The organism is Syntrophales bacterium, from assembly GCA_035363115.1.
In the GTDB taxonomy this organism is placed as follows: domain Bacteria; phylum Desulfobacterota; class Syntrophia; order Syntrophales; family PHBD01; genus PHBD01.
In genome coordinates this window covers 596,451-619,116 of sequence record DAOSEM010000001.1, presented here as the reverse complement: position 1 = coordinate 619,116, position 22,666 = coordinate 596,451, and the positions used below count along the sequence as shown (strand labels likewise).

Here is a 22,666-nt window from a genome sequence, read left to right as displayed (position 1 = left end):
AAACCCCATGGAAAGCAAAGAGCCTGTCCGCTTCGAGATCACCCGCCGGGTCCCCTTCTACGACCTGGACCCCATCCAGGTGGTCTGGCACGGCAACTACATGAACTATTTCGAGGACGCCCGCGTCGCCCTGCTGGGCTCCCGCGGTATCGACCTCTACGAGATCTACAAACGCACCGGCATCGTCTTTCCCATCATCCGGACTTCCACGAAACATATCCTCCCGCTCCGCTACCAGGATGAATTCGTCTGCCGGGCCACCGTCCAAGAGGCCCGCTTCAAGCTCGTCTTCGACTTCGAGATCCGCCTGGCGGCGGACGGCCAGGTCTGCACCCGCGGCCGGACGGAGCAGGTGGCGGTGAAGGCGCCGGAGATGGAAATCCTCTTCTCCATCCCCGACGAAATCCGCCAGGCCCTGGGTTTCTGAGGAGCATCATGGATTTGAACAAGGCCCTTGCTGCCGGTGTGGAGCGGGTGACCGCCTGGTCCGACCTCCTGGACGACATCAACGTCTTCCCCGTGGCGGACGGAGATACGGGACGAAATCTCGTCCTCAGCCTGGCGCCACTGCGCTTTCCGGAGCGGGAGCGGGACGCCCTCAACCGCGATCTCCTCCTTTCCGCCCGGGGCAACTCGGGCAACATCGCAGCCCGCTTTTTCAGCCGCCTTCTCCCGGCGGAGGACATGGTGTCGCTGGCCGCCGCGGTCGCCCGTGGAACCGACCAGGCCCGCGGCGCCGTGCGGGAACCCAAACCCGGAACCATGCTGACCTTTTTCGAGGCCCTGGAGGAGGGTCTGCGGGCCGCCTCCAAAGAGACCGATCCGGGGTGGTGCCGCAGGCTGATGGACCGGCTTCAGGACGTCGTCCGGAACACCGTGGAGCAGCAGCCGAAGCTCCGGGAAGCCGGTGTGGTCGACGCGGGTGCACTCGGCATGTACCTGTTTTTTGAAGGTTTTTTCCCGGCACTGGGAAATTCCATCTCGGGCATCCGGCCGGTCACCGAGGCCTTCGGGGAGCAGCTGCGGGTCCGCCGGACCGCGTCTGGACCCGACGAAGGGGGATGGTGCGTGGACCTGGTTCTCCAGGGAACGGACGACCCGGAGGAAACCTACAACCGGCTGGCCTCGGCCGGCCGGAGCGTGGTCATGATCCGCGAGCGGGACTACCTGAAGGTTCACCTGCACACCGACGACGCCGTCTCCCTGCGGAGGGACATCGAGCGCATCGCCCCGGTCGTCCGATGGTCCGTCGACGACCTGACCCGGCAGACGATCGACTTCGGAGTGGCCGCGGCGGACACGCTGATTCACATCATGACCGACGCCGCGGGCTCGCTGACCCGGGAGCTCGCCCGGAAACTGGGCATCACGCTCCTGGACAGCTACCTCACCGTGGGAGAACGCTGCCTTCCGGAAACCCTGATTTCGCCGGACGAACTTTTCGAGGCCATGCGGCGGGGCGAAAAAGTTTCCACCTCCCAGGCATCCGTTCTCGAGCGGCAGCAGAGCTACGAGAGCATCGTCAGCCGCTTCGGGCGGGTTCTTTATCTCTGCGTCGGATCCGTCTTCACCGGCAATTATGAAACGGCCATGGAATGGAAGCGTAAAAACGACCCGGACGACCGCCTCACCGTGATCGACACCGGCGCCGCATCGGGACGATTGGGCCTGATGGCCGTCGAGACGGCCCGGTTCGCCTCCCGGGCGGCCGATCCGGAGGCCGTGGTGGCCTTTGCCCAGGACGCCGCGGTCCGGACGGAAGAGTACATCTTCCTGGACCGCCTGAAGTGGCTCGCCGCGGGGGGGCGGCTGTCGAAAGGAAGCGCCTTTTTCGGGGACATGCTGAACATGAAGCCCGTTATCAGCCCCCTGCCAGACGGGGCCAGAAAGGTCGGCGTGGTCCGGAACCGGAAGGACCAGGTCCGCTACATCCTGGAAAAACTGGAGACTGGGCTCGCCCCGTCGGGAGCCGGCACGGTGCTCCTGGAGCACTCGGACAACCGCCCCTGGCTGGAGGCGGAGATCCTGCCCCTGATCCACTCGCGTTTTCCCTCCGTGGAAATCATGATCGAGCCCCTCTCAAGAACCTCCGCCGCCCACATGGGGCCGGAGACCTGGGCCGTGGCCTTCCTCCGCAAGGAAGCAACCGGACATGACGAGCGGTAAAGCCGCAAGGGAGGCCGCCATGCCTGCCCCGACACCCGGGAAGAACCGTACGCCCGTCGTCATTCCCGTCTACAACCACGCCTCGACCGTCGCTTCGGTCGCCCGGAGGGTTCTGGACCAGGGATATCCGGTGATCGCCGTCAACGACGGCTCCACCGACGACACCCGGAAGGTCCTGTCTTCCATCGCGGACATCACCGTCCTCCACCACCAGGAAAACCGGGGCAAGGGAGCCGCCATGCTCACCGGGCTGAAGGAGGCCGCCCGCTTCTCCGATCGGGCGGTCACGATCGACGCCGACGGCCAGCACGATCCGGCGGACATCCCCCTCCTCCTGGGAGCGGTCCCCGCGGGCCAGCGACCCATCGTCGTGGGAAACCGCCATGGCATGGACGCCCGGGAAGTTCCCTGGACAAGCCGTTTCGGCCGGACATTCTCGAATTTCTGGGTGCGGGCCTCCGGGGGGCCTCCCGTGGCGGACACCCAGAGCGGCTTCCGACTCTATCCCCTGCCCGAAACCCTGACCTTGGGCGTGCGGGCCCGGCGTTTTCAGTTCGAGGTGGAGGTTCTGGTGCGGGCGCGATGGCGGGGCATCCCGATCCTGGAAGTTCCTGTCCGGGTGACCTATCCGCCGGGAGACCAGCGGGTTTCCCACTACCGGCCGTTTGTCGATTTCATGAGGAATTCCGGAACATTCTCCTCTCTCATCATTCAGCGGCTCCTGATCCCCCGCTCCCTCCGGTCGCGCATGTCCAACTGAACCGCCGCGATTCCTCCCCCGGGAAAGCTTGAATTTCCCACCCGGTTGTTTATATTATCACCCTGGATGCGATTCCATCGCGACGGTCAATGACAGGGAAAAGGGAACGGCCTGACACACATGACGAATTATCCGGCAGAACCGCCCCGGCCCGGGGAAGAAATCGACGTGGAAGACGAGGTGGACCTCCGGGAGCCTCGAATGTACCGGGTGATCCTCCACAACGACCACTACACCACCATGGACTTTGTCGTGGAGGTCCTGATTTCCGTTTTCCACAAACCCGCGGCGGAAGCGACGCGGATCATGCTGGATGTCCATCGCAAGGGGAAGGGCATCTGCGGGGTGTATACCTATGACATCGCCTCCTCCAAGGTATCCCTCGTTCATTCCATGGCCAAGGAGAGGGAATTCCCCCTCCGCTGCAGCATGGAGGAGGCCTGACCGGGGCGATCCCCCGGCGGAAGGACGGTATTATGCAGATCAGTGAAGACCTGAACGCCATCATCGTGGCGGCCTATACGGAAGCGAAGACCAGGGGGCACGAGTTCCTCACCCCAGAGCACGTCCTGTACGCCTGCCTCTTCTTCGAGGAGGGCCGGGACATCATCGAGCAGAGCGGCGGCAACGTCGAGCGCCTCAAGGGCGCCCTGGAGAAGCATCTCCGGGACACGAACCCCGTGGTGACGGAATCCGATCCCCTCCAGTCCCTGGGGTTTCACCGCCTCATGGAGCGGGCGGTGCGGCATACCTTCTCCGCCCAGAAGGACGTGATCGAGCTGGGGGACGTCCTGGTCTCCATGCTAAGCGAGCCCGAGTCATTCGCCGCCTATTTCCTGCAGCGCGAGGGAATCACCCGCCTGAGCCTCCTGAATTACATCTCCCACGGCATCCGCGTCATCCCGACGGTGAGCCAGGAGGAGCCCCTGGGCCGGCGGACCCGGGACCAGGAAATCCGGAAGGCCGTTCCGGGGAAGGAAAAGGAAAAAGAGGCGGAGGGAACAAAGGTCCTGAGCGCCTTCACAACGGACCTCACCGCCAAGGCAAAGGCAGGGGAGATCGATCCCCTCATCGGCCGGGAGGACATCCTCACCCGGACGATGCAGGTTCTCTGCCGGCGCTTCAAGAACAATCCCGTCCATGTCGGCGATCCGGGTGTCGGCAAGACGGCCATCACCGAGGGCCTGGCGCGCCTCATCGTCGAGGGGAAGGTTCCGAAGCGGCTCAGGGGATCGAAGATCTACGCGCTCGACATGGGCGCCATCCTGGCGGGGACCCGTTTCCGGGGCGATTTCGAAGAGCGCATGAAAAAGATCATCGCCGAGCTCGAAAAGGTGGACAAAGTCATCCTGTTCATCGACGAGATCCACACCATTGTGGGTGCCGGCGCGGTCTCCGGCGGCTCCATGGACGCCTCAAACATCCTCAAGCCGGCCCTGGTGTCGGGCAAGATCCGCTGCATCGGCTCCACGACCTATGACGAGTACCGGAAGCATTTCGAGAAGGACGGTGCGCTGTCCCGCCGGTTCCAGAAAATCGACGTCCCGGAGCCCACGAGCCAGGAAACCCTGGAGATCCTGAAGGGCCTCCGGGAGCGCTACGAGCTCTACCACCAGGTGTCCTACACGGAAGAGGCCCTCCAGGCGGCATCCGAGCTGGCGGCCCGCTACATCAACGACCGGCACCTTCCGGACAAGGCCATCGACGTCCTGGACGAGGCAGGCGCCTGCGCGGCCATGACCCGGGACGAGGAAGAGGCCTCCTGCACCATCGACCGCCCGGCCGTCGAGGGCATCGTGGCCCGGATGGCCAGGATTCCCGAAAAGAACGTCTCTTCCTCCGACGCGGAAAAGCTGCGCGCCCTGATTCCGGACCTGAAAAAGCAGATCTTCGGCCAGGACGGCGCCGTCACCGCCGTCGCGGAAGCGATCAAGCGCGCCCGGGCGGGATTCCGGGAGCCCCAGAAGCCCGTTGCCTCCTTCCTGTTCGTGGGCCCCACGGGGGTGGGCAAAACGGAGCTGGCCAGGCAGCTGGCGGCCATTCTCGGCGTGCCGCTCCACCGGTACGACATGAGCGAGTACCAGGAGAAGCACACGGTGGCCCGCCTCATCGGCGCCCCCCCCGGCTACGTGGGGTACGAAGAGGGCGGTCTCCTGACGGAGGCGGTCCGCAAGGAGCCTCACGCGGTCCTCCTGCTGGACGAGATCGAAAAGGCCCACGCGGACGTCTTCAACACCCTGCTCCAGGTCATGGACTACGCCACCCTGACGGACAACGCCGGCCGGAAGGCGGACTTCCGGAACGTGATCCTGATCATGACCTCCAACGCCGGGGCACGCCAGATCGGGCGGTCCGTCATCGGTTTCGAAAGCCGGTCCGTCAACAAGGACGCCGTGTCGGCCGCCGTGGAGAAGACCTTCTCTCCCGAGTTCCGGAACCGCCTGGACGCAATCGTACACTTTGAAAGCCTTTCCCCGGACATCGTCCTCTCGATCGTCAAGAAGACCGTGGGCGAATTCGTCGACCAGCTCAAGGAAAAGGGCGTCACCCTGGACGTGACGGAGCGCTGCTACGAGGAACTGGCCCGCCGCGGATATTCCCCGGAGTTCGGCGCCCGGGAGATCGGCCGGCTCGTCCAGGACAAGATCAAGCATTTCTTCGTCGACGAGGTACTGTTCGGCCGCCTGCAGAAGGGCGGGTCGGCCCTGGCGGACCTCGAAGGCGACGACGTGGTGATCCGGGTCCTGGAGGAGGTCCCGGGATAACCCATGCCGGTCTTCCAGCTTCCCCGGGAGCCCGTCTTTCCGCCGGTCCAGCTGGCCGACCCTTCGGGTCTCCTGGCCGTCGGCGGCGACCTCTCGGCATCCCGACTCGTCGAGGCCTACCGGCTCGGGATCTTTCCCTGGTACGGTCCCGGCGAGCCGGTTCTCTGGTGGTCCCCGCACCCCCGGTTTGTTCTCTTCCCGGACGAACTGAAGGTGTCGCGAAGCATGCGTCAGCTCCTCAAGAAGAATCTCTTCCGGGTCACCTTCGACGCCGCGTTCGCCTCCGTCATCGACTCCTGCCGGAAGCCCCGCCCCGGCAGTCCGGAAACCTGGATCACCCCGGAAATGCGGGATGCCTACCGGGAGCTTCACCAATCCGGTCTTGCCCACTCCGTGGAGGTCTGGTATGGGGACACACTGGCGGGAGGTCTCTACGGCGTATCCCTCGGGGGGTGCTTCTTCGGGGAGTCCATGTTTTCGGGGATGAGCAACGCCTCCAAGGTCGCCCTCATCACCCTGGTCCGGCGCCTCCGGAAACTCGGTTTTCTTCTCGTGGACTGCCAGGTCCATACGGCCCACCTGGGAAGCCTCGGAGCCCGCTTCATTCCCCGCAACCACTTCCTGGAGCTTCTCCGGAAAGGGCAGGAGCGGGAGACCATCCGGGGGAACTGGGGGCTCCTGATGAACGACCCGGAACCGGAAAGCCCGATCGAGAAAGATTCCCGGGCTTCCCGGTAGCCGGCCGGCGGGAGCGGGCTTCCGGAAAAGATCCCGCCGCATTCCGAAGGGGTTTCCGGTCCATGAACCGCATCAGCCTTTTCCTGATCCTTTTTCTGTTCGCGGCCGGCCAGGCCTTCGGCGAACCCGGACGAACCGCCCCGGAGGCGGTCAAACCGCCGGGCAGCGCGCCGGTCTCCGCCGAGGACGGTCCGCCGTCTATGAAAACGGGACATACGAAACTGCCGGCGCAGACCACCCGGGCAGACACGCAGAAAGAGGCACCGAAGAAATCCACTCCGGGAAAGGGCGGCCCCCCGGGAGACAGGCCAAAAGCCGCCCCCCTTCTCCTGAAGAGCGTCGGGTGCGAGGCGGACCCAAAGGGGCGGGAACGGGTCTCCTTCACGTTCAGCCGTCCCCACCGGCCCGTTCTCAGGACGATTCCGGGAGAGAAGCCCCGGATCTATTTCGACGTCCCCAACGCCTCCATCGACCCGGGCGTGCCGGCCCAGCAGGACGGCAAGGGTCCCCTGGTCCGCCAGGTCCGGATCAGCCACGACCCGGCTTCCGGGTCCATCAGGGCGGCCGTTGAACTGGTGCCGCACAGGGATTACATCGTCCGGCCGATCCAGTACCGGAAGGAGAACCGGTTCCTCCTGGAAATCGAGCCGAAAAAACCCCGCTCCGCCGTCCGCCCATGAAGAAATCCCCTCCCATTCTGCGCTGGAGTCTTGCCCTGGCCGTCGTGATCGTCGTGGCGGCCCTCTTCCTGGTCGGGAAGACCCGCATGGGCGTGGACACGGATATCCTCAACGCCCTCCCCGCCGGAGACCCCGTCCTGGCGGATGCCGGGGCCGTCCTGAAAAGCCATCCCATGCAGGACCGCATCGTTGCGGATCTGCGCTGCGACCCGGTGGATCCCCGGGCGCTCCAGGAGGGGGGAGCTCTCGTCGTTAAAAAAATGAGGGACAGCGGGCTCTTTCACCGGGTCGGACTGGACGCGGAAGTGGGGGCTTTCCCGGAGCTGGTGGACGGGATCGTGGAAAACCTGCCTTTCCTTTTCTCGGAGCGGGATCTCCGACGGAACGTGGCCCCGCTCCTGGAGGGGCCGTCCGTCCGTGACGCGGTCCACAGGCAGGCCCTGCTGATCCAGGGCCTGGAGGGCATCGGCCAGGCCCGCTGGCTGGCCTCGGATCCGCTTGGACTGCGCTTCCTCATTCTCGGCCGGATGGCACACCTGGAACCGGCGAGGGGCGCCCGGCCGGCGGGTGACGTCCTGCTCTCCGCCGACAGCAGCCGCTGTCTTATCGTCGCGGAGCCAAAGACATCGGCCACCGCCACGGACTTCGCCAGGCAAGTGGACCGCCTCTTCACGGACATCCAGAAGGAACTGAACCGGACCTGGACGGGAGCGCCCCGGCTCGTCCTGACCCCCGTCGGGGCCTACCGGGCCGCCCTGGACAATGAAAACGCCGCCAAAACGGACACCCGCCGGGCCATGGTCTTTTCCACTGTGGCAGTGGCCGTCCTTCTGCTGATCGGATTCCCCCGCCCTCTCCTGGGACTGCTCGCCCTGTTTCCCGCTTTGATGGGAACGGCCCTGGCCTATTTCGTCCTGTCCCTCTTCCGGTCCTCCATCTCCGTCCTCGCCATCGGCTTTGGCGGCGCTATCATCTCCTTTACCGTTGATTACGGGATCACCTATCTCCTGTTTCTCGACCGGACCCGCGAGACCCGGGGGCTCGACACGACACGGGAGGTCTGGTCCCTGGGGCTCCTGGCAATGCTGACGACGACGGTGAGCTTCGCCTTCCTGTTCCTGAGCGGGTTCCCGGCCCTGGCCCAGCTCGGTGCCTTCGCCGCCCTGGGCGTCGTTTTTACCTTCGCCTTCGTCCACCTGGTCTATCCATTCCTCTTCCCCGTCGTGCCCCCGGCCGGCCGGGATGGAACCCCCTGGCTCCGGCGTCTCTCCGAGAGGCTGTTCTCCGCCGATCCCACCTGGAAGCCCTGGGCGGCCGTGGTCCTTTGCCTGGCTCTCCTTCCGTTTGCCCGACCCGATTTCCAGGTGGACCTGAAGTCCCTCAACACCGTCCGGCCCGAGACCCTCGCCGCGGAAGAGGAGGTGAAGCAGGCCTGGGGCGACATCCTGAACCGGGTCTACCTGCTGTCTGAAGGGAATTCCTATGGGGAATTGCGGGAGAAGGGTGACCGCCTGACGGCCCTGCTGGACGAGGACATCGAGAAGGGAGTCCTGTCGGCGGCGTTCGTGGCTTCCATGGCCTTCCCCGGGCCGGAACGGGCCGCGGCGAACCGGCTGGCCTGGAAGGCCTTCTGGACGGCGGAGCGAAGGTCGTCCTGCAAGCGCAGGCTGGCAGAGGCGGCGATAGCGGAGGGCTTTCGTCCCCAATCCTTCGATCCATTCCTGCATCGCCTGGAAACGGCCGCGGGAAGTGCCGTGGAGATCCCGACCTCGCTCTACGGTCTCCTGGGAATCGCACCGTCCGCGGGAGCGGGCCCCTGGCGCCAGTTCGTCACGGTTCTTCCCGGCCCCACCTACCGGGGAGGAGACTTCTTTGAACGCCTTCACTCTTCCGGCCTGGCCCGGCTGTTTGACCCGGGCGTCTTCACGGAACGCCTCGGCGAGGTTATCCTGGACGGCTTTCTCCGGGTGGCGCTCATTGTCGGCCTTCTGACCCTCCTGGTGGCGGCGCTGTATCTCCTGGACCTCCGGCTGACCCTCATCACACTGGCGCCGACGGCCTTCTCGCTCGTCTGTACCCTGGGAACCCTCCACCTGATCGGAAAGCCTCCGGGCATCCCGACGATCATGGTATCCGCCGTCATCATCGGGATGGGAACCGATTACGCCATGTACATCGTCCGCTCCCAGCAACGATACCTCGATGGAAAGCATCCCTCGATGGCGCTTGTCCGCCTTTCGGTCCTGCTTTCCTTCGCCACCACGTTTCTGGGATTCGGCGTCCTGGCCCTGGCAAGCCACGCGATGCTGAGCAGCGCCGGAATTGCCCTTGCCCTGGGTATCGGCTATTCCTTCCTCGGGACAACCGCCATCGTGCCGCCGCTTCTCCGGCGGCTCTACCGGCCGGCCGCCCTTCCTGAAGAGGCCGTCGAGGCCGGATCGGAAGATCACGCCCGGCGCGTGCTCGCCCGCTATCGCCGGGTCGAGGGATACGTGCGGGCTTTCGTGTTCTTCAAGCTGCGGATGGATCCCATGTTCCCGCGCCTGGCTTCCTTCGTCCCCGGTCCCCGGACGATCCTGGACGTCGGCTGCGGATACGGCATCCCGTCGTCCTGGCTCCTGGAGATCCATCCGGATGCCCGGGTGTTCGGCATCGATCCCGATCCCGACCGGGTCCGGGTCGCCGCCCGGGCTGTCGGCGACCGGGGCAGAATGGCCGTGGGAAAGGCCCCGGACCTGCCCTTTGTCCCCGCTCCGGTCGACGCGACGCTCCTCCTCGACGTGATCCATATGCTGGACGACGGGGAACTCCGCCTGACCCTTTCCCGGATTTCAGCGGTCATGGAGCCGGGGGGCATCCTCGTCCTCCGGGCCATCATCCCAGCCTTTCCGACCCCCTCGCCGGAGCGCCGGTTCGAGGAGGGGCGACTGAAATGGCAGGGCGGCCGGGCATGGTTCCGTTCCACGGAAGAGGTCCGGAGGGCCGTCGAGGACGCGGGACTGCGCCTCGAACCGCCGGAGCCCATGTCGCCGGACCGCGAGGTCTGGTGGTTCATTGCCCGGAAACCCCGGGAATACGAACCATGAAGGCGGCCGCCTACCGGTACCTTACAACCCTCACGCGCCACGCCGGCCCCTGGGTGTTCCGGTTTTTCGCCTGGTTCATCGCCGCCGGCTACTTTCTCTTCTTCCCCCGGCGGGTCGCCCGGAGTGCCCGTTTTTACCGGATCCTCTTTCCGGGGCGGGGTCTTCTTCACGCCATCTTTCTGACCTGGCGCCAGTACCAGAACTTCACGTCCGTCTTTCTGGATCGCTTCCTGTTCCAAGAGCGTGGAAATATCCCCTACGAAAGCGAAGGGTTTCATTACCTGGAAGAGGCCATCGCGTCCGGACGGGGAGGCGTTCTGCTCATGTCACACCTGGGAAACTGGGAGATCTCGGCCCATCTCCTGAAAGGCAAGGGGATGAAGCTTCTCCTCTACGTGGGGGAGAAGCACCGGGAGCAGATCGAGCGGATGCAGAAGCAGAGCCTGTCGGAGCGGGGCGTGCGGCTCGTGACGGCCTCTCCCGACGCCGCCTCGCCATTCGACCTCGTCGAGGCGATCCGTTTCCTCCGGGAGGGCGGACTGGTCTCCATGACGGGGGACCGCCTCTGGCACGAAAGCCAGCGGTCCGTCGCGGTCGCCTTCGCCGGCCACGAAGCCCTTCTTCCCGAGACGCCTCACCTCTTCTCCCTCCTGTCAGGGGCGCCGATCCTGCCCTTCTTCGTCTATCGCGAGGCCAGAGGCCGCTACCGCATCCGGGTCAGCACGCCCTGGACCGTGAAAGCCGTTTCAAGGAAGGACAGGGACGAAGTCGTCCGCCGCTCCGCCCAGACCTACGCACGGATCCTGGAGGAGGAGGCCCGCAGCCACCCGGATCAGTGGTACCATTTCGAGGATTTCCTGGGGGAGGAGTAACGGGAGGACGGGAAGGCTACGGGTGGGAAAGCGGGATGAGGGCGCCCGCGGCCGGGACCATGGGAAGGCCGGGAGCGCCCTCAAGACGGAGAGGTCGGGCCGGCACCGCCTTAATCGGCAGAAAGGAACATACGCCAAAAGACCCGGGGACAAGCCCCGATCTTTACTTGCTCTTCAGTTCCAGCATGTCGAGGTCCTTCCGCTCGCTTCCTTCCGGTGCGGGGAAATTGCCCACGTTCCGGCTCAGGCCGTAACGCGCGACCTCTTCATAAAGATAGATCCCCGGGACATCGTCGCGAATCGTAAGAAGGCTCTCGCGGTAAAGGGACTGCCTCTTTTGCGGATCCATCTCGAAGCGCGCCGCCTGCAGCAGCCTGTCCAGTTCCGGATTGGAATAGTGGGAAACGCGGGTGCCGGTTGACAGGAGCGGAATCAGCACACCGTCGGCGTCATAAAGCGGGTTGCCCCACCCAAGCAGATACAAGGGTTCCAGCTTGCGGCTCATCAGAGCCTGCTGATAGGCGGCCCAATCATACAGCTTGACGCTTACGCTGATGCCGACCCTGTCCAGCATCCCGACAACCGCTTCGGCAACCTGCCGGTCGTGGATGTAGCGTCCGGAGGGCGTGGCCAGCGTGATTTCAAATCCGTTCGGATAACCCGCCTCCGCCAGGAGTTTCCGGGCCTTTGCCGGATCATAGGGAATCGGCGGGATGGAGGGATCATACCCGTCGACGGAGGGGACCAGGGGCGTGGCCAGGGGTACGCCGCTGCCATGGAGAGTTATCTTGATGAGTGACTCCCTGTCGATGGCATGGCTGATGGCCTGGCGGACCCGTTTGTCCGAAATCGGGCTGCCGTCCGGCTTCAGCAGGTTGAAACCAATAAACACCACCCTGCCGCTCGGACCGGAGATTACCTTCACTTCGGAGTTCTTCTGCAGATCGGGAACAGCGCGGGGCGGAACGCCGACCGCGACCTGCACCCGTCCCTTTTTCAGATCCTCCACGCGCTTGTCCTGATCGGGAACGGCTTTGAACACGAGCGTCTTGACTGTTGCCGGTTTCGGTCCCCAGTAGCGATCGTTCGCCTCCAGCTCAACGAATTGTCCGACCACGCGCTTCACGAATTTGTAGCGGCCCGTACCGACGGGATGCAGTGCAAAATTCGCCTCCCCTTTTTCGCGAATGTATTTTTCGGGTACGACATACGCGACACAGGCCATCCGTTTCGGCAGGATCGGATCGGGATTCGCCGTGACGATGCGAACCGTGTAGGGATCCACGGCGATCACATCCTTCAGGCCCGTAAAGAACATTTTAAAGGGGTTGCTCTCCTTCTTCGTCCTTCTGAAGCTGAAGGCGACGTCGGCAGCCGTCAGCGGATCTCCGTTGTGGAAGAAGACGCCCTTGCGGATCTTGAATTCCCAGGTCGTCGGATCGACGTTCCGATAACTCTCCGCCAGGTTGGGTTTCATCCCGTCTTTCCCCGTTCTCCGCAGGAGTCCGTCGAATACGGCGGAGCAGTAGTTCAGATCGACGGACGTCCCCGCCTTCTGGGGGTCGAGGCTCGATACGTCCACACCCTGGGCGACGACAATCTTCCCCGCCGCGGCACCGGCGCCGGTCGGCATGACGAGCAGCAACAAGGACACGAAAAGAACGACCATTCTGAGCAGTTTCATGCCATACCTCCTTGAATGAAATGATGTTTCAGGCCGATCAAACAAACGGCAATGCAAAGGCGATCACAAACGCGGCACTGATGACATAGAGAAGGGGCGGGACGTCGCGATACCGGCCGCGGACGATCTTGAGCAGCGTGTAGCTGATGAACCCGAATCCGATTCCATAGCTGATGTTATAGGTCAACGGGATTCCAATCATGATGAGAAATGCCGGGAAGGCATCTTCAAAGCTGCCCCATTGAATCTCCCGGACTATCCCCATCATGAGGAACCCGACGACGATCAGGGCGCCCGCGGTGATCGGATAAAGGTGATAGTCGCCCGCCGGAACGGTGGCGCCGGTGCCGACCAGCAGGCCGTACTGCTGGGCGCTGGGAATCGCAAAGCCGCCGCCGACCATCTGAATGATCGGCGAAAAGAAGGCCGCGAACGCGAAAAGGACGCCGACCACGATCGCCGTCAGGCCGGTCCGCCCTCCCTCGGCGGCACCGGCCGCAGACTCGACATACGTCGTGATGGAACTGGCCCCGAAAAGCCCACCCGTGAGAGCCGCCACGGAGTCCACGGTCAGGATGCCCCGGATTCCGGGAATCCGGCCTTCCCTGTCCACAAATTCCGCCTGCTCTCCCACCGCAACGACGGTTCCCATGGTGTCGAAAAAGTCCGTCAGCAATACGGCGAATACCATAACCAGGAGGGCGGGAGTAAACACCCGGATAACGGCGTACGTGCCGTCGATCGCCTGAAAGGGCGCAAAGAACGTCTGGAAATCGAGCGGCCCCACGATTCCGGACGGAGGTTTTGCCACGCCCAGGAACAGCGCCGCCAGCGTCGCAGCCAGGATTCCGAACAGGATATAGCTCCTGATCCCGATCGTCCTGAAGATCAGGACGGCGAAGAGGCCGATGAAGGAGACCCATACATACTTCTGGGAAAGGTCGCCCAGGGCAACAAGCGTGACCGGTGCCGGGCGGATGATCCCGCCCCCGTTCAGCCCGATGATGGTGATGAAGAGGCCGATGCCCACGCCGATGGCCCGCTTGAGATCCAGCGGGATGGCGTTCATCACCGCTTCCCGGAGCCCCGAAAGGACCAGGATCAGAATCAGGACGCCTTCCAGGAAGATCACCGACATTCCCACCTGCCAGGGAACATTGGCCTGCTGGAAACCGATGACGCCAAAGGCGATGACGGCGTTCAACCCCATTCCCGAGGCAAGGGCCAGCGGCCGGTTCGTCACCAGGCCCATGCAGATGCACATCAAGGCCGCGCCCAGGGCTGTGGCGGTTGCGGCGCCGGCGAAGGGAACCCCGGCGGCGGAGAGAATGCCGGGATTCACGAAGATGATGTAGGCCATCGTCAGAAACGTGGTGACTCCTGCGGAAAGCTCGGTCCGCAGGTTTGTTCCGCGCTCCTCGAATCGAAAAAACTCTTTCATGGAATGGGCGCTCCGGATCGGAGGTATGAAATGTGATGCGGACTATACATCCTTGCAGCCAGATATGGAAGAAGAACTGTGGGTTGCCTAAGAAGAACCGTTCCGGAATGCAGTAGAAATCAACCGGCGGCCGGATTGTTCGGAATCCGGATCACAAGACGCAGGCCGCCGTACCAAAGGGCGTATAATATACAGAGACAGGCATGTTCAGCAGTCCGCCAGCGCCCATTCCACCGCTCCGCGCGCATGGATGGCAGTGGTGTCGAAGATGCGGACGTCCGAGTCTCGCTGGCTGACAAGCATCTGGATCTCGGTGCAGCCGAGAATGATTCCCTGGGCACCCCGATCGGCGAGATCGCCGATGATGCGCCGAAACTCCAAATGAGAGCTTTCGAGGATCCGCCCAAGGCAAAGTTCCTCGAAGATGACCCTGTGCACGAGCTCGCGGTCCTCTTCATGCGGAACGATGACCTCGATGCTATGCCTCTCCAGAAGACGCCCCTTGTAGAAATCCTGTTCCATCGTGAAGCGGGTTCCCAGCAGGCCCACGGTACAGAATCCGCTGCGCTTGACCTCCTCGGCCGTGGGATCGGCGATGTGAAGAAAGGGAATGTCCGTGGCGTCCTGAATCCGCTCGGCCACTTTATGCATCGTGTTCGTGCAGAGAACGATCATCCCGGCGCCGGCGTTCTGGAGGGAGCGTGCCGCTGCGGCCAGCACTTCGCCGGCCTCGTCCCAGTTCCCTTCATGCTGCAGCCGTTCGATTTCATGAAAATCAACGCTATAGAGAAGGACCTTGGCGGAGTGCAGTCCTCCCAGCCGCTCCCTCACGGTTTCGTTGATGATCCGATAGTACGGAATGGTCGATTCCCAGCTCATCCCCCCGATCAAACCGATTGTCTTCAATGCATTCCCTCCCTTTCGTCGCCCTTATTCTTTTCTCCGCCCCTTACAGCATCTCATCAATCGTGCTTATTCCGCTCTCTTCTATTCAGCCATATCCATCATTAACCCGACCGAATAAGCATCGTCCAGCTTGCAGCCCAGGTTCCAGTATTCCCTGGGACCGGCGCAGTACACCAGCGGCCTGACGGCGTCCATCTCCACTTTGCCTTCCGGAGACAGCAGATTCTCATCGATATGGTTGGCAACGATCTTTCCCATGACCAGGACAAAATCCCCGATCTCCTGTTCTCCCACCACGACGCACTCCAGGTTGTACGGACAATCCCGAATCAGCGGCGGCCTGATGTAAAGCGAGGCATCCGTTTTGAAGCCGGTTGCCTCGAACTTGTTGGCATCGCGCCCCGAGATGATTCCGCAGTAATCGACCTGAATCGACAGGTCTTCCGAAGGGATGTTGACGCTGAACTCATGCCCCTTGCGGATCAATTGCAGGGTATAGCGGTCCTTTCGGAGGGAGATTCCGATTGTGGGAGGCTCGGAACTTAGGATTCCGATCCAGGCCACGGTGGCGATGTTTGCCTGCTCCTCCTCTCCGCTTACGATCAGGGCCGCGGGAACGGGAAAAAACATGTCGCAGGGACCGATGTTTCTCTTCATGATCCACCTTTCTCAATGGGAAAAATTGCAGCAGGAATACTTTCTCATAAGTTACCAACTGTATCGCAGGCCACCGCTCGCGGCGTGGCTGGCCTGGCGCTCTCTCAGCTCGACGTCGTAATGGAGGAAGAAGCCGAGGCTTTTTCCCATGTCGCCGGTGACCCCCAACGTGGCGGCGGCGCTGCTCCGGCGGGCATTGTCGGAGTACACGGTGAATGAGCCCGCCGACGCACCAGTAAATCGGGCATTCAGGAGCGCCTCCGGATCGCCGAATTCATAGATCCAGCGGGCGGAGAATTCCGGCGTTAACGTCAGCCTATCGCCGGCATTGAACGTCTTGCTGATCTTCACGCCCAGGGAAGTCTGCAACGATTCCGTATCTTCGCCTTCCGAGATCAGATTCAGGGAATCCGCACCGCTCTCCCGGAAGCCGTTCCGGTGATGGCGGAGGGCCTGACAGGATACAACCGGCATGATCTGGAAGCCTCGTGATTGCAGCCTGTAGCCCGCCTCGGCATAACCCGAAAACTCGTACCCGTCGTAACTGCTCTCGGCCGTCCGCGAGATTTCACCAAAGTCAATGGAGCGGCTCATGGTGTAGTTGTTGCGGGCCTGGGTAAGGGCGACATCGACATACCAGCGGTCCTGGGTGTAAGACGCATACAGCGAACTCTGGAAGCTGTCTTCCTGGCCGTTGTCCTGAAGGTCCTTCATCGTCATGTCCGTCTTCGAATACCCGATGGAGACGCCAAGCCGAAGCTCCGGCAGCGGCCGATAATCCATCCCGAACAAAGCGCCCCCCATCCAGTAATCGTACCGCGATGCAATGTCGTCTCCCCGGCGTTCACCTTTCGTTGCATAGCTCTTGCCCCAGACGCTCCATGGAAGCCCCATCCCGCCAGCGATATGAGCCAGGGGAGCGGCGGCGGCAGCGAGGGCACTGGAAATCTGGTCGACATCCGTGGTTGCGGTCTGTCCCAGGAAACTTTGGAGCTTTTCGTCCGCTGTCGTCTTGAACGGAAGGTCCGCCTCGCGCCGGAGGAGGCTCCGGTAATAATGGCTCTGGCGGTCCTTATCGACGGTGACAAAGGCCGTATGGCTCGCCCCTCCCATCTGGTTGAGGGCGGAGCGGAAGAGCACGGGATCGTCCATCTTGATCAGCTCCCGGAAGACGTTGTTGGCCAGATCCCCGGTAAGGTTGTTGTAAATGCCGTCCAGATAATAGGCGACGGCCTTCTCATTGCGGGTCATGGCGTCTTCCGCGAAGTGCCTGGACCGCCAGAAGTAGGAAATGGCTGCGTTTTTGTCGTCATAGAGAAGCACATACGAAATATAACGGCCGAGTTTATGCTCCACACCCGGTTCTCCGAGCCCGGTAAACGTACCCGTCACGCCTTTGTCCGTTTCCAGGATCGTATGGACGCCTTCCCGGATGTACCCGAGGGCCACGACCAGGCCGCCATTGAGGTGTGCCGTCGTGGCGTGGATCTTTCCCGTATACCCGTCCACGAACTCCACAATAAAGATCGAATCGGCATCCTGAGTATAATCACCATTGACCTTCAGGATACTGGTGCGGCCGCCATAGATGGATATGTTCTTTCCACTGTGGAGGTCGTCGTTGACAGTCCACGTCCCGGAACCTGTCTTTGTGATGTTTTCAAATTCGAGGGCCGTGCCACCCACAACTTCCCCGGATCCTTCGAACAGGATGGAATCGGTCCCGGCTCCGCCGTCCATGTTACCCGTGACCCGGGATCCCGAACGCATGATGACCGTGTCATTGCCGCCCCCCATGTTGACGGCCGTGCCGCCGGTGCCGATGATCGTACCGTAATTGTCGAGCGTGTCGTTGCCGGTACCGGTCAGGAAGATTCCGCTTTCTCCCTTGATGGTGCCCAATGTCTTGTTGAGGATGGTGACTGTACCTGCATTGTTGCCGCCGATGGCGGCTCTGACGGTCCCATCGATTTCAATGATGCGGCTATCCGATATGGAACTCGGGGCACCGGCACCGGATTTGCTCTCCTGCTGAATCGTGCCGCTGTTTTCAATGTCGCTCGCCCCCTTAACATCGATGACAGACTCGCTCCCTTTTATCTCTGCGTTCTCCCGGTTCAGAATGTATGCATACCCGTCCTTGTCCACCTGGACGGCTGAACCGGACGTACCTCCCGTAACTTTGCCGCCGGCATAATTGACAAGCTCGCCATGACCGCCGCCGGCCACATGAATGGCTGAACCCGTACCACCGTTCATCTCCCCATCGTTGAAAATTAAACCCAGGCCGTCTATCAGCATGCCGTCCTTGCTGCCATTGATCGTACCCGTGGTCCCATTCCTTATGGTCGCAGATAGTACCAGATTGCCGTTCGCATCCGTCGTCTTCCCTACATGGATCCCGGTTCCCTCTGTCCCGGTCCCCTCGATCGTACCGATATTCACAACATCGCCCGATCCCCCATCCTTGATGTCGATCGCCGTCTCTCCCTTGATCTCTCCCTTTTCATGATTCTCAATATAGGCATACGCGTCCTTGTCTACCTGGACGGCTGCACCGGACGTCCCCCCTGTAACCTTACCGCCGGCATAATTGACAAGCTCGCCATGACCGCCGCCGGCCACATGAATGGTTGAACCCGTACCACCGTTCATCTCCCCATAGTTGTAAATTACACCCAGGCCGTCTATCAGCATACCGTCCTTGCCGCCGCTGATCGTCCCCTTGACCTCATTCGTCACAACCGCCGAAAGTACCAGATTGCCGTCCGCATCCGTAGCCTTGCCCACATGGATCCCGGTTCCCTCCGTCCCGGTCCCCTCGATCTCTCCGCTGTTCTTGATGTCGCCCTTTCCCCCGTCCAGGAGGTCAATCGCCTTGCCTTCCGCCTTTATTTCTGCACCCTCCTGGTTCTCAACATAGACATACGCATCCTTGTCCACCTGGACGGCTGAACCGGATGTCCCCCCTGTTACCTTACCGCCGGTATAATTATAAAGCTTGCCATAGCCGCCGCTGGCCACATGAATGGCTGAACCCGTACCTCCCTGGATATCTCCGTAGTTTTTAACGTTACCATATTCAATCTCAATCCCATTCACACCGCCACTGACGGTTGCTCCTTTCTCGTTGGTCAACGTGCTGTTATTTTTGAGATGGACGCCGTATTTTTTCCCTTTTATCGTGCCGCCTTTTACTTTCCCTTCTTTCGTCACCCAGCCTTTATTGGTTACGGTTGCATTGGCATTATATATCTCAACACCATTCAAAGCTGTCTGTGTGACTTCCCCGTCCTGGACGATTTCTCCAATTGTTCCGTAATTATCGAAAGTAGCAGCCCCGATAACCACAACACCCGTTTCACCACCGGAAATCATGCTGTTGTTTGTATCGTTACCACCGCTGCTTAAAACACCCGTGATCCCTCCAAAAATTATATTGTCATTCGTAAGTGTGCCACCGCTGATCGAAACACCGGTCTCATCACCGGTAATGGTTCCGTTGTTATCGACAGTAGCTGCCCCGGCTAGAACGCCTGTGCCCTTGCTGGAAATCAGATTGTTGTTTAACAGTGTGCCGCCGCCCATCGCGACCCCGGCATCTCCGCCCTCAATGTTACCGTAGTTCGTGATCTTGCCACCGGTCGTTGCCACCCCATACTTTCCACCGGTTACTTCACCGGTGGCGTTGTTGGTGAATTCACCGCCGTTCTGGAATTCGATGCCGTTTCCTGTGACGCCCTCAACCTTTCCGTCGTTTGTGAATGTATTGTATTGCGAATACAAAAGCCCTGTGATTTGCCCGCGGATTGTTGCGCCTGCGGCATTGGTGATCGTGCTCGTACCCCTTGCCCATATGCCGTTATATGTTTTTCCTTCTATTAATCCCCCCGCCCGATTGATGACGGTCCCGTTTTCGTCAAGATAGATACCGTTCTGCGTCCCACCGCTGATGGTCCCATAGTTCTCAATGTTGGCTCCCTTATAAACACGAATGCCGTTCTCGTCACCCGTGATCTTGGCACCTGCCTTGTTTATGACTTTGCCGTTATTTATATCGACGCCCCGTACCTTGCCGTATATATCCTTCCAATTTGTAATCTGGGCTTCCCCTTTATGCGCGGCCTCAATCCCGTACCACGTCTGACCCGAAATTGTCCCCCGATTGACGATTTCCAGGTTCGCAGTGCTTTCCCAGCCTGTATAAATACCGTTTTGACCACCTTTAATAATCCCGTCGTTTGTGATTGTACCGCCGGTCGTCGCCACCCCATACTTTCCACCAGTCACTTCACCGGTGGTGTTGTTGGTGAATGTCCCGCCGTCCTGGAATTCAACACCGTTACCAGTGATGCCCTCAATTTTGCCGTCATTTGTGAACGTGTTGTTTTGCGAGTACAGGACCCCCGTGGTTTGCCCGTGGATCGTTGCGCCTGCGGCATTGGTGATCGTGCTCGCACCCCTCGCCCATATGCCATTCGATGTATCTCCCCAAATCAATCCCCCCGCCCGATTGTTGACGGTCCCGTTTTTATCAAGATAGATGCCGTTCTGCGTCTCGCCGCGGATGGTCCCGGAGTTCTCGATGGTCGCACTCTTAAAAACAAGAATGCCGTTCTCGCCGCCCTTGATCTTGGCACCTGCTTTGTTTATAACTTTACCGCTATTTATATTGATGCCTCGAATCGCTCCTTCGATTGTCCTAGAATTTGTGATTGTGGTGGATCCGTTATGCGTGGCATTAATTCCGTACCACGTCTCGCCGGTAATTGTCCCATAATTGGTAATCTCCATGTTCCCTGTGCTTGAACTGAGGATATTAATACCAGTAGACCCGCCATCAATTGTCCCGCTGTTCGTAATATCACCACCATTGGCCTCAACTCCCGTTGTGCCGCCTCTGATGGTCCCTTCATTCGTTAAGATCAAATCTCCACGAACGAGCACACCGTATTCCCCGCCCGTGATTTTTCCCTGGTTTTCCACCACCCCGGTGCCCTTGATATAAACGCCTGATTGCGTTTGCCCCGTTATGGTGCCTTTATTGATGACCGTTGTGTCACCAATGGAGTTCACCCCGTCTTCAATGCCAACCACGGAACCGGTGGCTTCATTCGTAAACGACCCGCCTTTCGCAAACTCAATGCCGTTCGTGCCGGAAGCCACGTATGTCTTTTCGTCAATGACACCGATCTTGCCGCTGTTCGTAAATGTGCTGCTTTTCTCAAATTTAATGCCTGCTGTGCCACCGATAATCGTCGCACCTGCTTCGTTCTTCAGTTTACCGTTCTCCAGGACATAAACACCGTACTTTGTGCCCTTTATTTTTCCTCGCGATTTGTTGGTGATGTCTGACTCGGTGTTGCCGATCACCAGTCCAATTCCATTCGGACCGGTTGCTGAAAGGGTACCAGAATTGGTTACAATGAGTTTTTCGGTTTGACTTGTCGGATCATCATTATAGGTCCCAGTATATACTGCATACGTGTTACCGGTTACTTCACCCGTTTCATTGTTGATGAGTTCGCCACCTTTTCCAAAGGCTATGCCCCCCTCCTCTGTACCTTCTACCTTGCCATCGTTTGTGAACGTATTGTATTGCTCGTATCGAACACCCGTCTTTGTCCCTTGAATCGTCGCACCACTCTCATTGGTAATTGTAGCCGTTTCAACTACCGATATACCGACTTCTCCTCCCTTGATCGTTCCCCCCGCCTTGTTGTTGACGGTCGATCCGGTCCCTTCAAGCCTGATGCCGTCCGCATTTTTACCTTCAATCGTCCCCGTATTGTCGACCGTGACGCCTCCCCCACTTCCTTCAACCTTGATTCCGTAATCACTACCAGTGATATTGCCTCCAGTATTTTCAACCGTGACGTTTCCCCTTCCTTCATTGACTTTAATTCCGTTCTTACCACCAGTGATATCTCCTCCAGTATTTTCGATCTTGACCTTTTCCCCGCCACCTTGAACCTCGATTCCGGACTCACCACCCATAATCTTAGCATCCTTGCCATTTATGACATCGCCGTTCGGAATCAGGATGCCCGCAACACCTCCTTTGATCGTGTTCGTTACTGTGGTGCCGGAAGACACTTCATTTCGAATATTATGACTGGCTGTTTTGTCATCTGCCATGATTCCATATTGTCCTCCAAATAGGTATCCATTGTTTGTGACAAGTGCTTGACCACCGCGCACACGGATACCGGCATTATTATCGCTGGAGATAGATCCAAGATTAATAATTTCAGCACTATTATGTGTTTCAACTGTAGCAAATATCCATGAAGACTTTTCATAAGATGTCGAGAGATTGCCAGTCTCCCGAACAGTAACTGTTGTATAATCATCATGACTATTATTTACGACAGCCTGCCCTTCTGAGGTAATGATTTTCCCATATATATCAGCTTGCAGAGGGTTATTTGCAGAGACCCCATTTAAACAAACATCGTCTCCGTCGATAATGACGACCGAGCTAACTTCACCTACACCGGGACATCTTGACCAAGCAGGCTGCACAAAAAGGAGGAATGCGAGCAAAATTGAAAATATGAATAAATAATTTCTTCTATTGATTTTTTTTCTCATTTCCATGTCAGCCTCGAATATGTCCCTCTTATTGTTTTTTTGAATCGTTCGAATGATTGCTCCCAGTTGAAACCGCCCCTGAATTCGCAATACCGGGAGAGCTTCCGGGCGTTTTCTTTATTGCCGTCCAGGTTGCACCGTATGACCGCCTACCTATCGAAAACGGGAACATCGGGAGGTGTGAATGGAGTCTTGCCCTAGCCTTGCGATCAGGCCGCCTCGGAGGTTAAATGCTCAGAATCAAAACCTTTTTCTTAGATTGAGCACCGGCGGATCTCAGAATCGGGAGGCAGACACCTCCCCGTCCTCCGATAACG

The 22,666-nt window shown here is 60.2% G+C and carries 14 protein-coding genes; 9 read left to right on the top strand and 5 right to left on the bottom strand.

Annotated features, from left to right (window positions below; genetic code table 11):
• Positions 1-7 precede the first annotated feature (7 nt).
• From PLO63_02715 to PLO63_02675, 9 genes are all read left to right on the top strand, one after another.
• Positions 8-427 carry a thioesterase family protein gene (locus tag PLO63_02715; GenBank protein HOI73038.1) on the top strand — a complete coding sequence of 140 codons (420 nt, stop codon included), beginning with the start codon at positions 8-10 and terminating at the stop codon, positions 425-427.
• 8 nt (positions 428-435) lie between these two features.
• Positions 436-2,166 (top strand): DegV family protein, encoded by a 1,731-nt coding sequence (locus PLO63_02710; protein HOI73037.1) that lies wholly within the window; start codon positions 436-438, stop codon positions 2,164-2,166.
• Positions 2,153-2,926, top strand: a complete 774-nt coding sequence (locus PLO63_02705) for a glycosyltransferase family 2 protein (protein ID HOI73036.1) — start codon at positions 2,153-2,155, stop codon at positions 2,924-2,926. Before PLO63_02710 ends, PLO63_02705 begins: the two co-directional genes overlap by 14 nt.
• 120 nt (positions 2,927-3,046) lie before the next feature.
• The gene (gene clpS / locus PLO63_02700) at positions 3,047-3,370 is read left to right on the top strand and encodes an ATP-dependent Clp protease adapter ClpS (protein HOI73035.1); all 324 of its coding nucleotides are present in this window, start codon (positions 3,047-3,049) and stop codon (positions 3,368-3,370) included.
• Between the two features lie 32 nt (positions 3,371-3,402).
• Positions 3,403-5,691, top strand: coding sequence for an ATP-dependent Clp protease ATP-binding subunit ClpA (gene clpA, locus PLO63_02695; GenBank protein ID HOI73034.1), 2,289 nt, complete (start codon positions 3,403-3,405; stop codon positions 5,689-5,691).
• 3 nt (positions 5,692-5,694) lie between these two features.
• Complete coding sequence (gene aat / locus PLO63_02690) at positions 5,695-6,429, top strand: leucyl/phenylalanyl-tRNA--protein transferase (GenBank protein ID HOI73033.1); 735 nt, start codon at positions 5,695-5,697, stop codon at positions 6,427-6,429.
• Between the two features lie 62 nt (positions 6,430-6,491).
• Positions 6,492-7,109, top strand: a complete 618-nt coding sequence (locus PLO63_02685) for an AMIN domain-containing protein (GenBank protein HOI73032.1) — start codon at positions 6,492-6,494, stop codon at positions 7,107-7,109.
• Positions 7,106-10,195: a methyltransferase domain-containing protein gene (locus PLO63_02680; GenBank protein HOI73031.1), complete on the top strand. Its 3,090-nt coding sequence runs from the start codon at positions 7,106-7,108 to the stop codon at positions 10,193-10,195. Before PLO63_02685 ends, PLO63_02680 begins: the two co-directional genes overlap by 4 nt.
• The gene (locus PLO63_02675) at positions 10,192-11,067 is read left to right on the top strand and encodes a lysophospholipid acyltransferase family protein (GenBank protein ID HOI73030.1); all 876 of its coding nucleotides are present in this window, start codon (positions 10,192-10,194) and stop codon (positions 11,065-11,067) included. Before PLO63_02680 ends, PLO63_02675 begins: the two co-directional genes overlap by 4 nt.
• A 163-nt stretch (positions 11,068-11,230) precedes the next feature.
• Here the strand turns inward: PLO63_02675 and PLO63_02670 are convergent, their stop codons facing one another.
• From PLO63_02670 to PLO63_02650, 5 genes are all read right to left on the bottom strand, one after another.
• Positions 11,231-12,751, bottom strand: coding sequence for an ABC transporter substrate-binding protein (locus PLO63_02670; GenBank protein HOI73029.1), 1,521 nt, complete (start codon positions 12,749-12,751; stop codon positions 11,231-11,233).
• A gap of 37 nt (positions 12,752-12,788) precedes the next feature.
• On the bottom strand, positions 12,789-14,192 hold the full coding sequence (locus PLO63_02665; GenBank protein HOI73028.1) for an NCS2 family permease: 1,404 nt from the start codon (positions 14,190-14,192) through the stop codon (positions 12,789-12,791).
• A 207-nt stretch (positions 14,193-14,399) separates the two neighbouring features.
• Positions 14,400-15,098, bottom strand: a complete 699-nt coding sequence (locus tag PLO63_02660; protein HOI73027.1) for an aspartate/glutamate racemase family protein — start codon at positions 15,096-15,098, stop codon at positions 14,400-14,402.
• Between the two features lie 81 nt (positions 15,099-15,179).
• A complete protein-coding gene (locus PLO63_02655; protein ID HOI73026.1) occupies positions 15,180-15,755 on the bottom strand; it encodes a flavin reductase family protein in 576 nt (191 codons plus the stop codon).
• Between the two features lie 51 nt (positions 15,756-15,806).
• The gene (locus PLO63_02650; protein HOI73025.1) at positions 15,807-22,355 is read right to left on the bottom strand and encodes an autotransporter domain-containing protein; all 6,549 of its coding nucleotides are present in this window, start codon (positions 22,353-22,355) and stop codon (positions 15,807-15,809) included.
• Positions 22,356-22,666 lie beyond the last annotated feature (311 nt).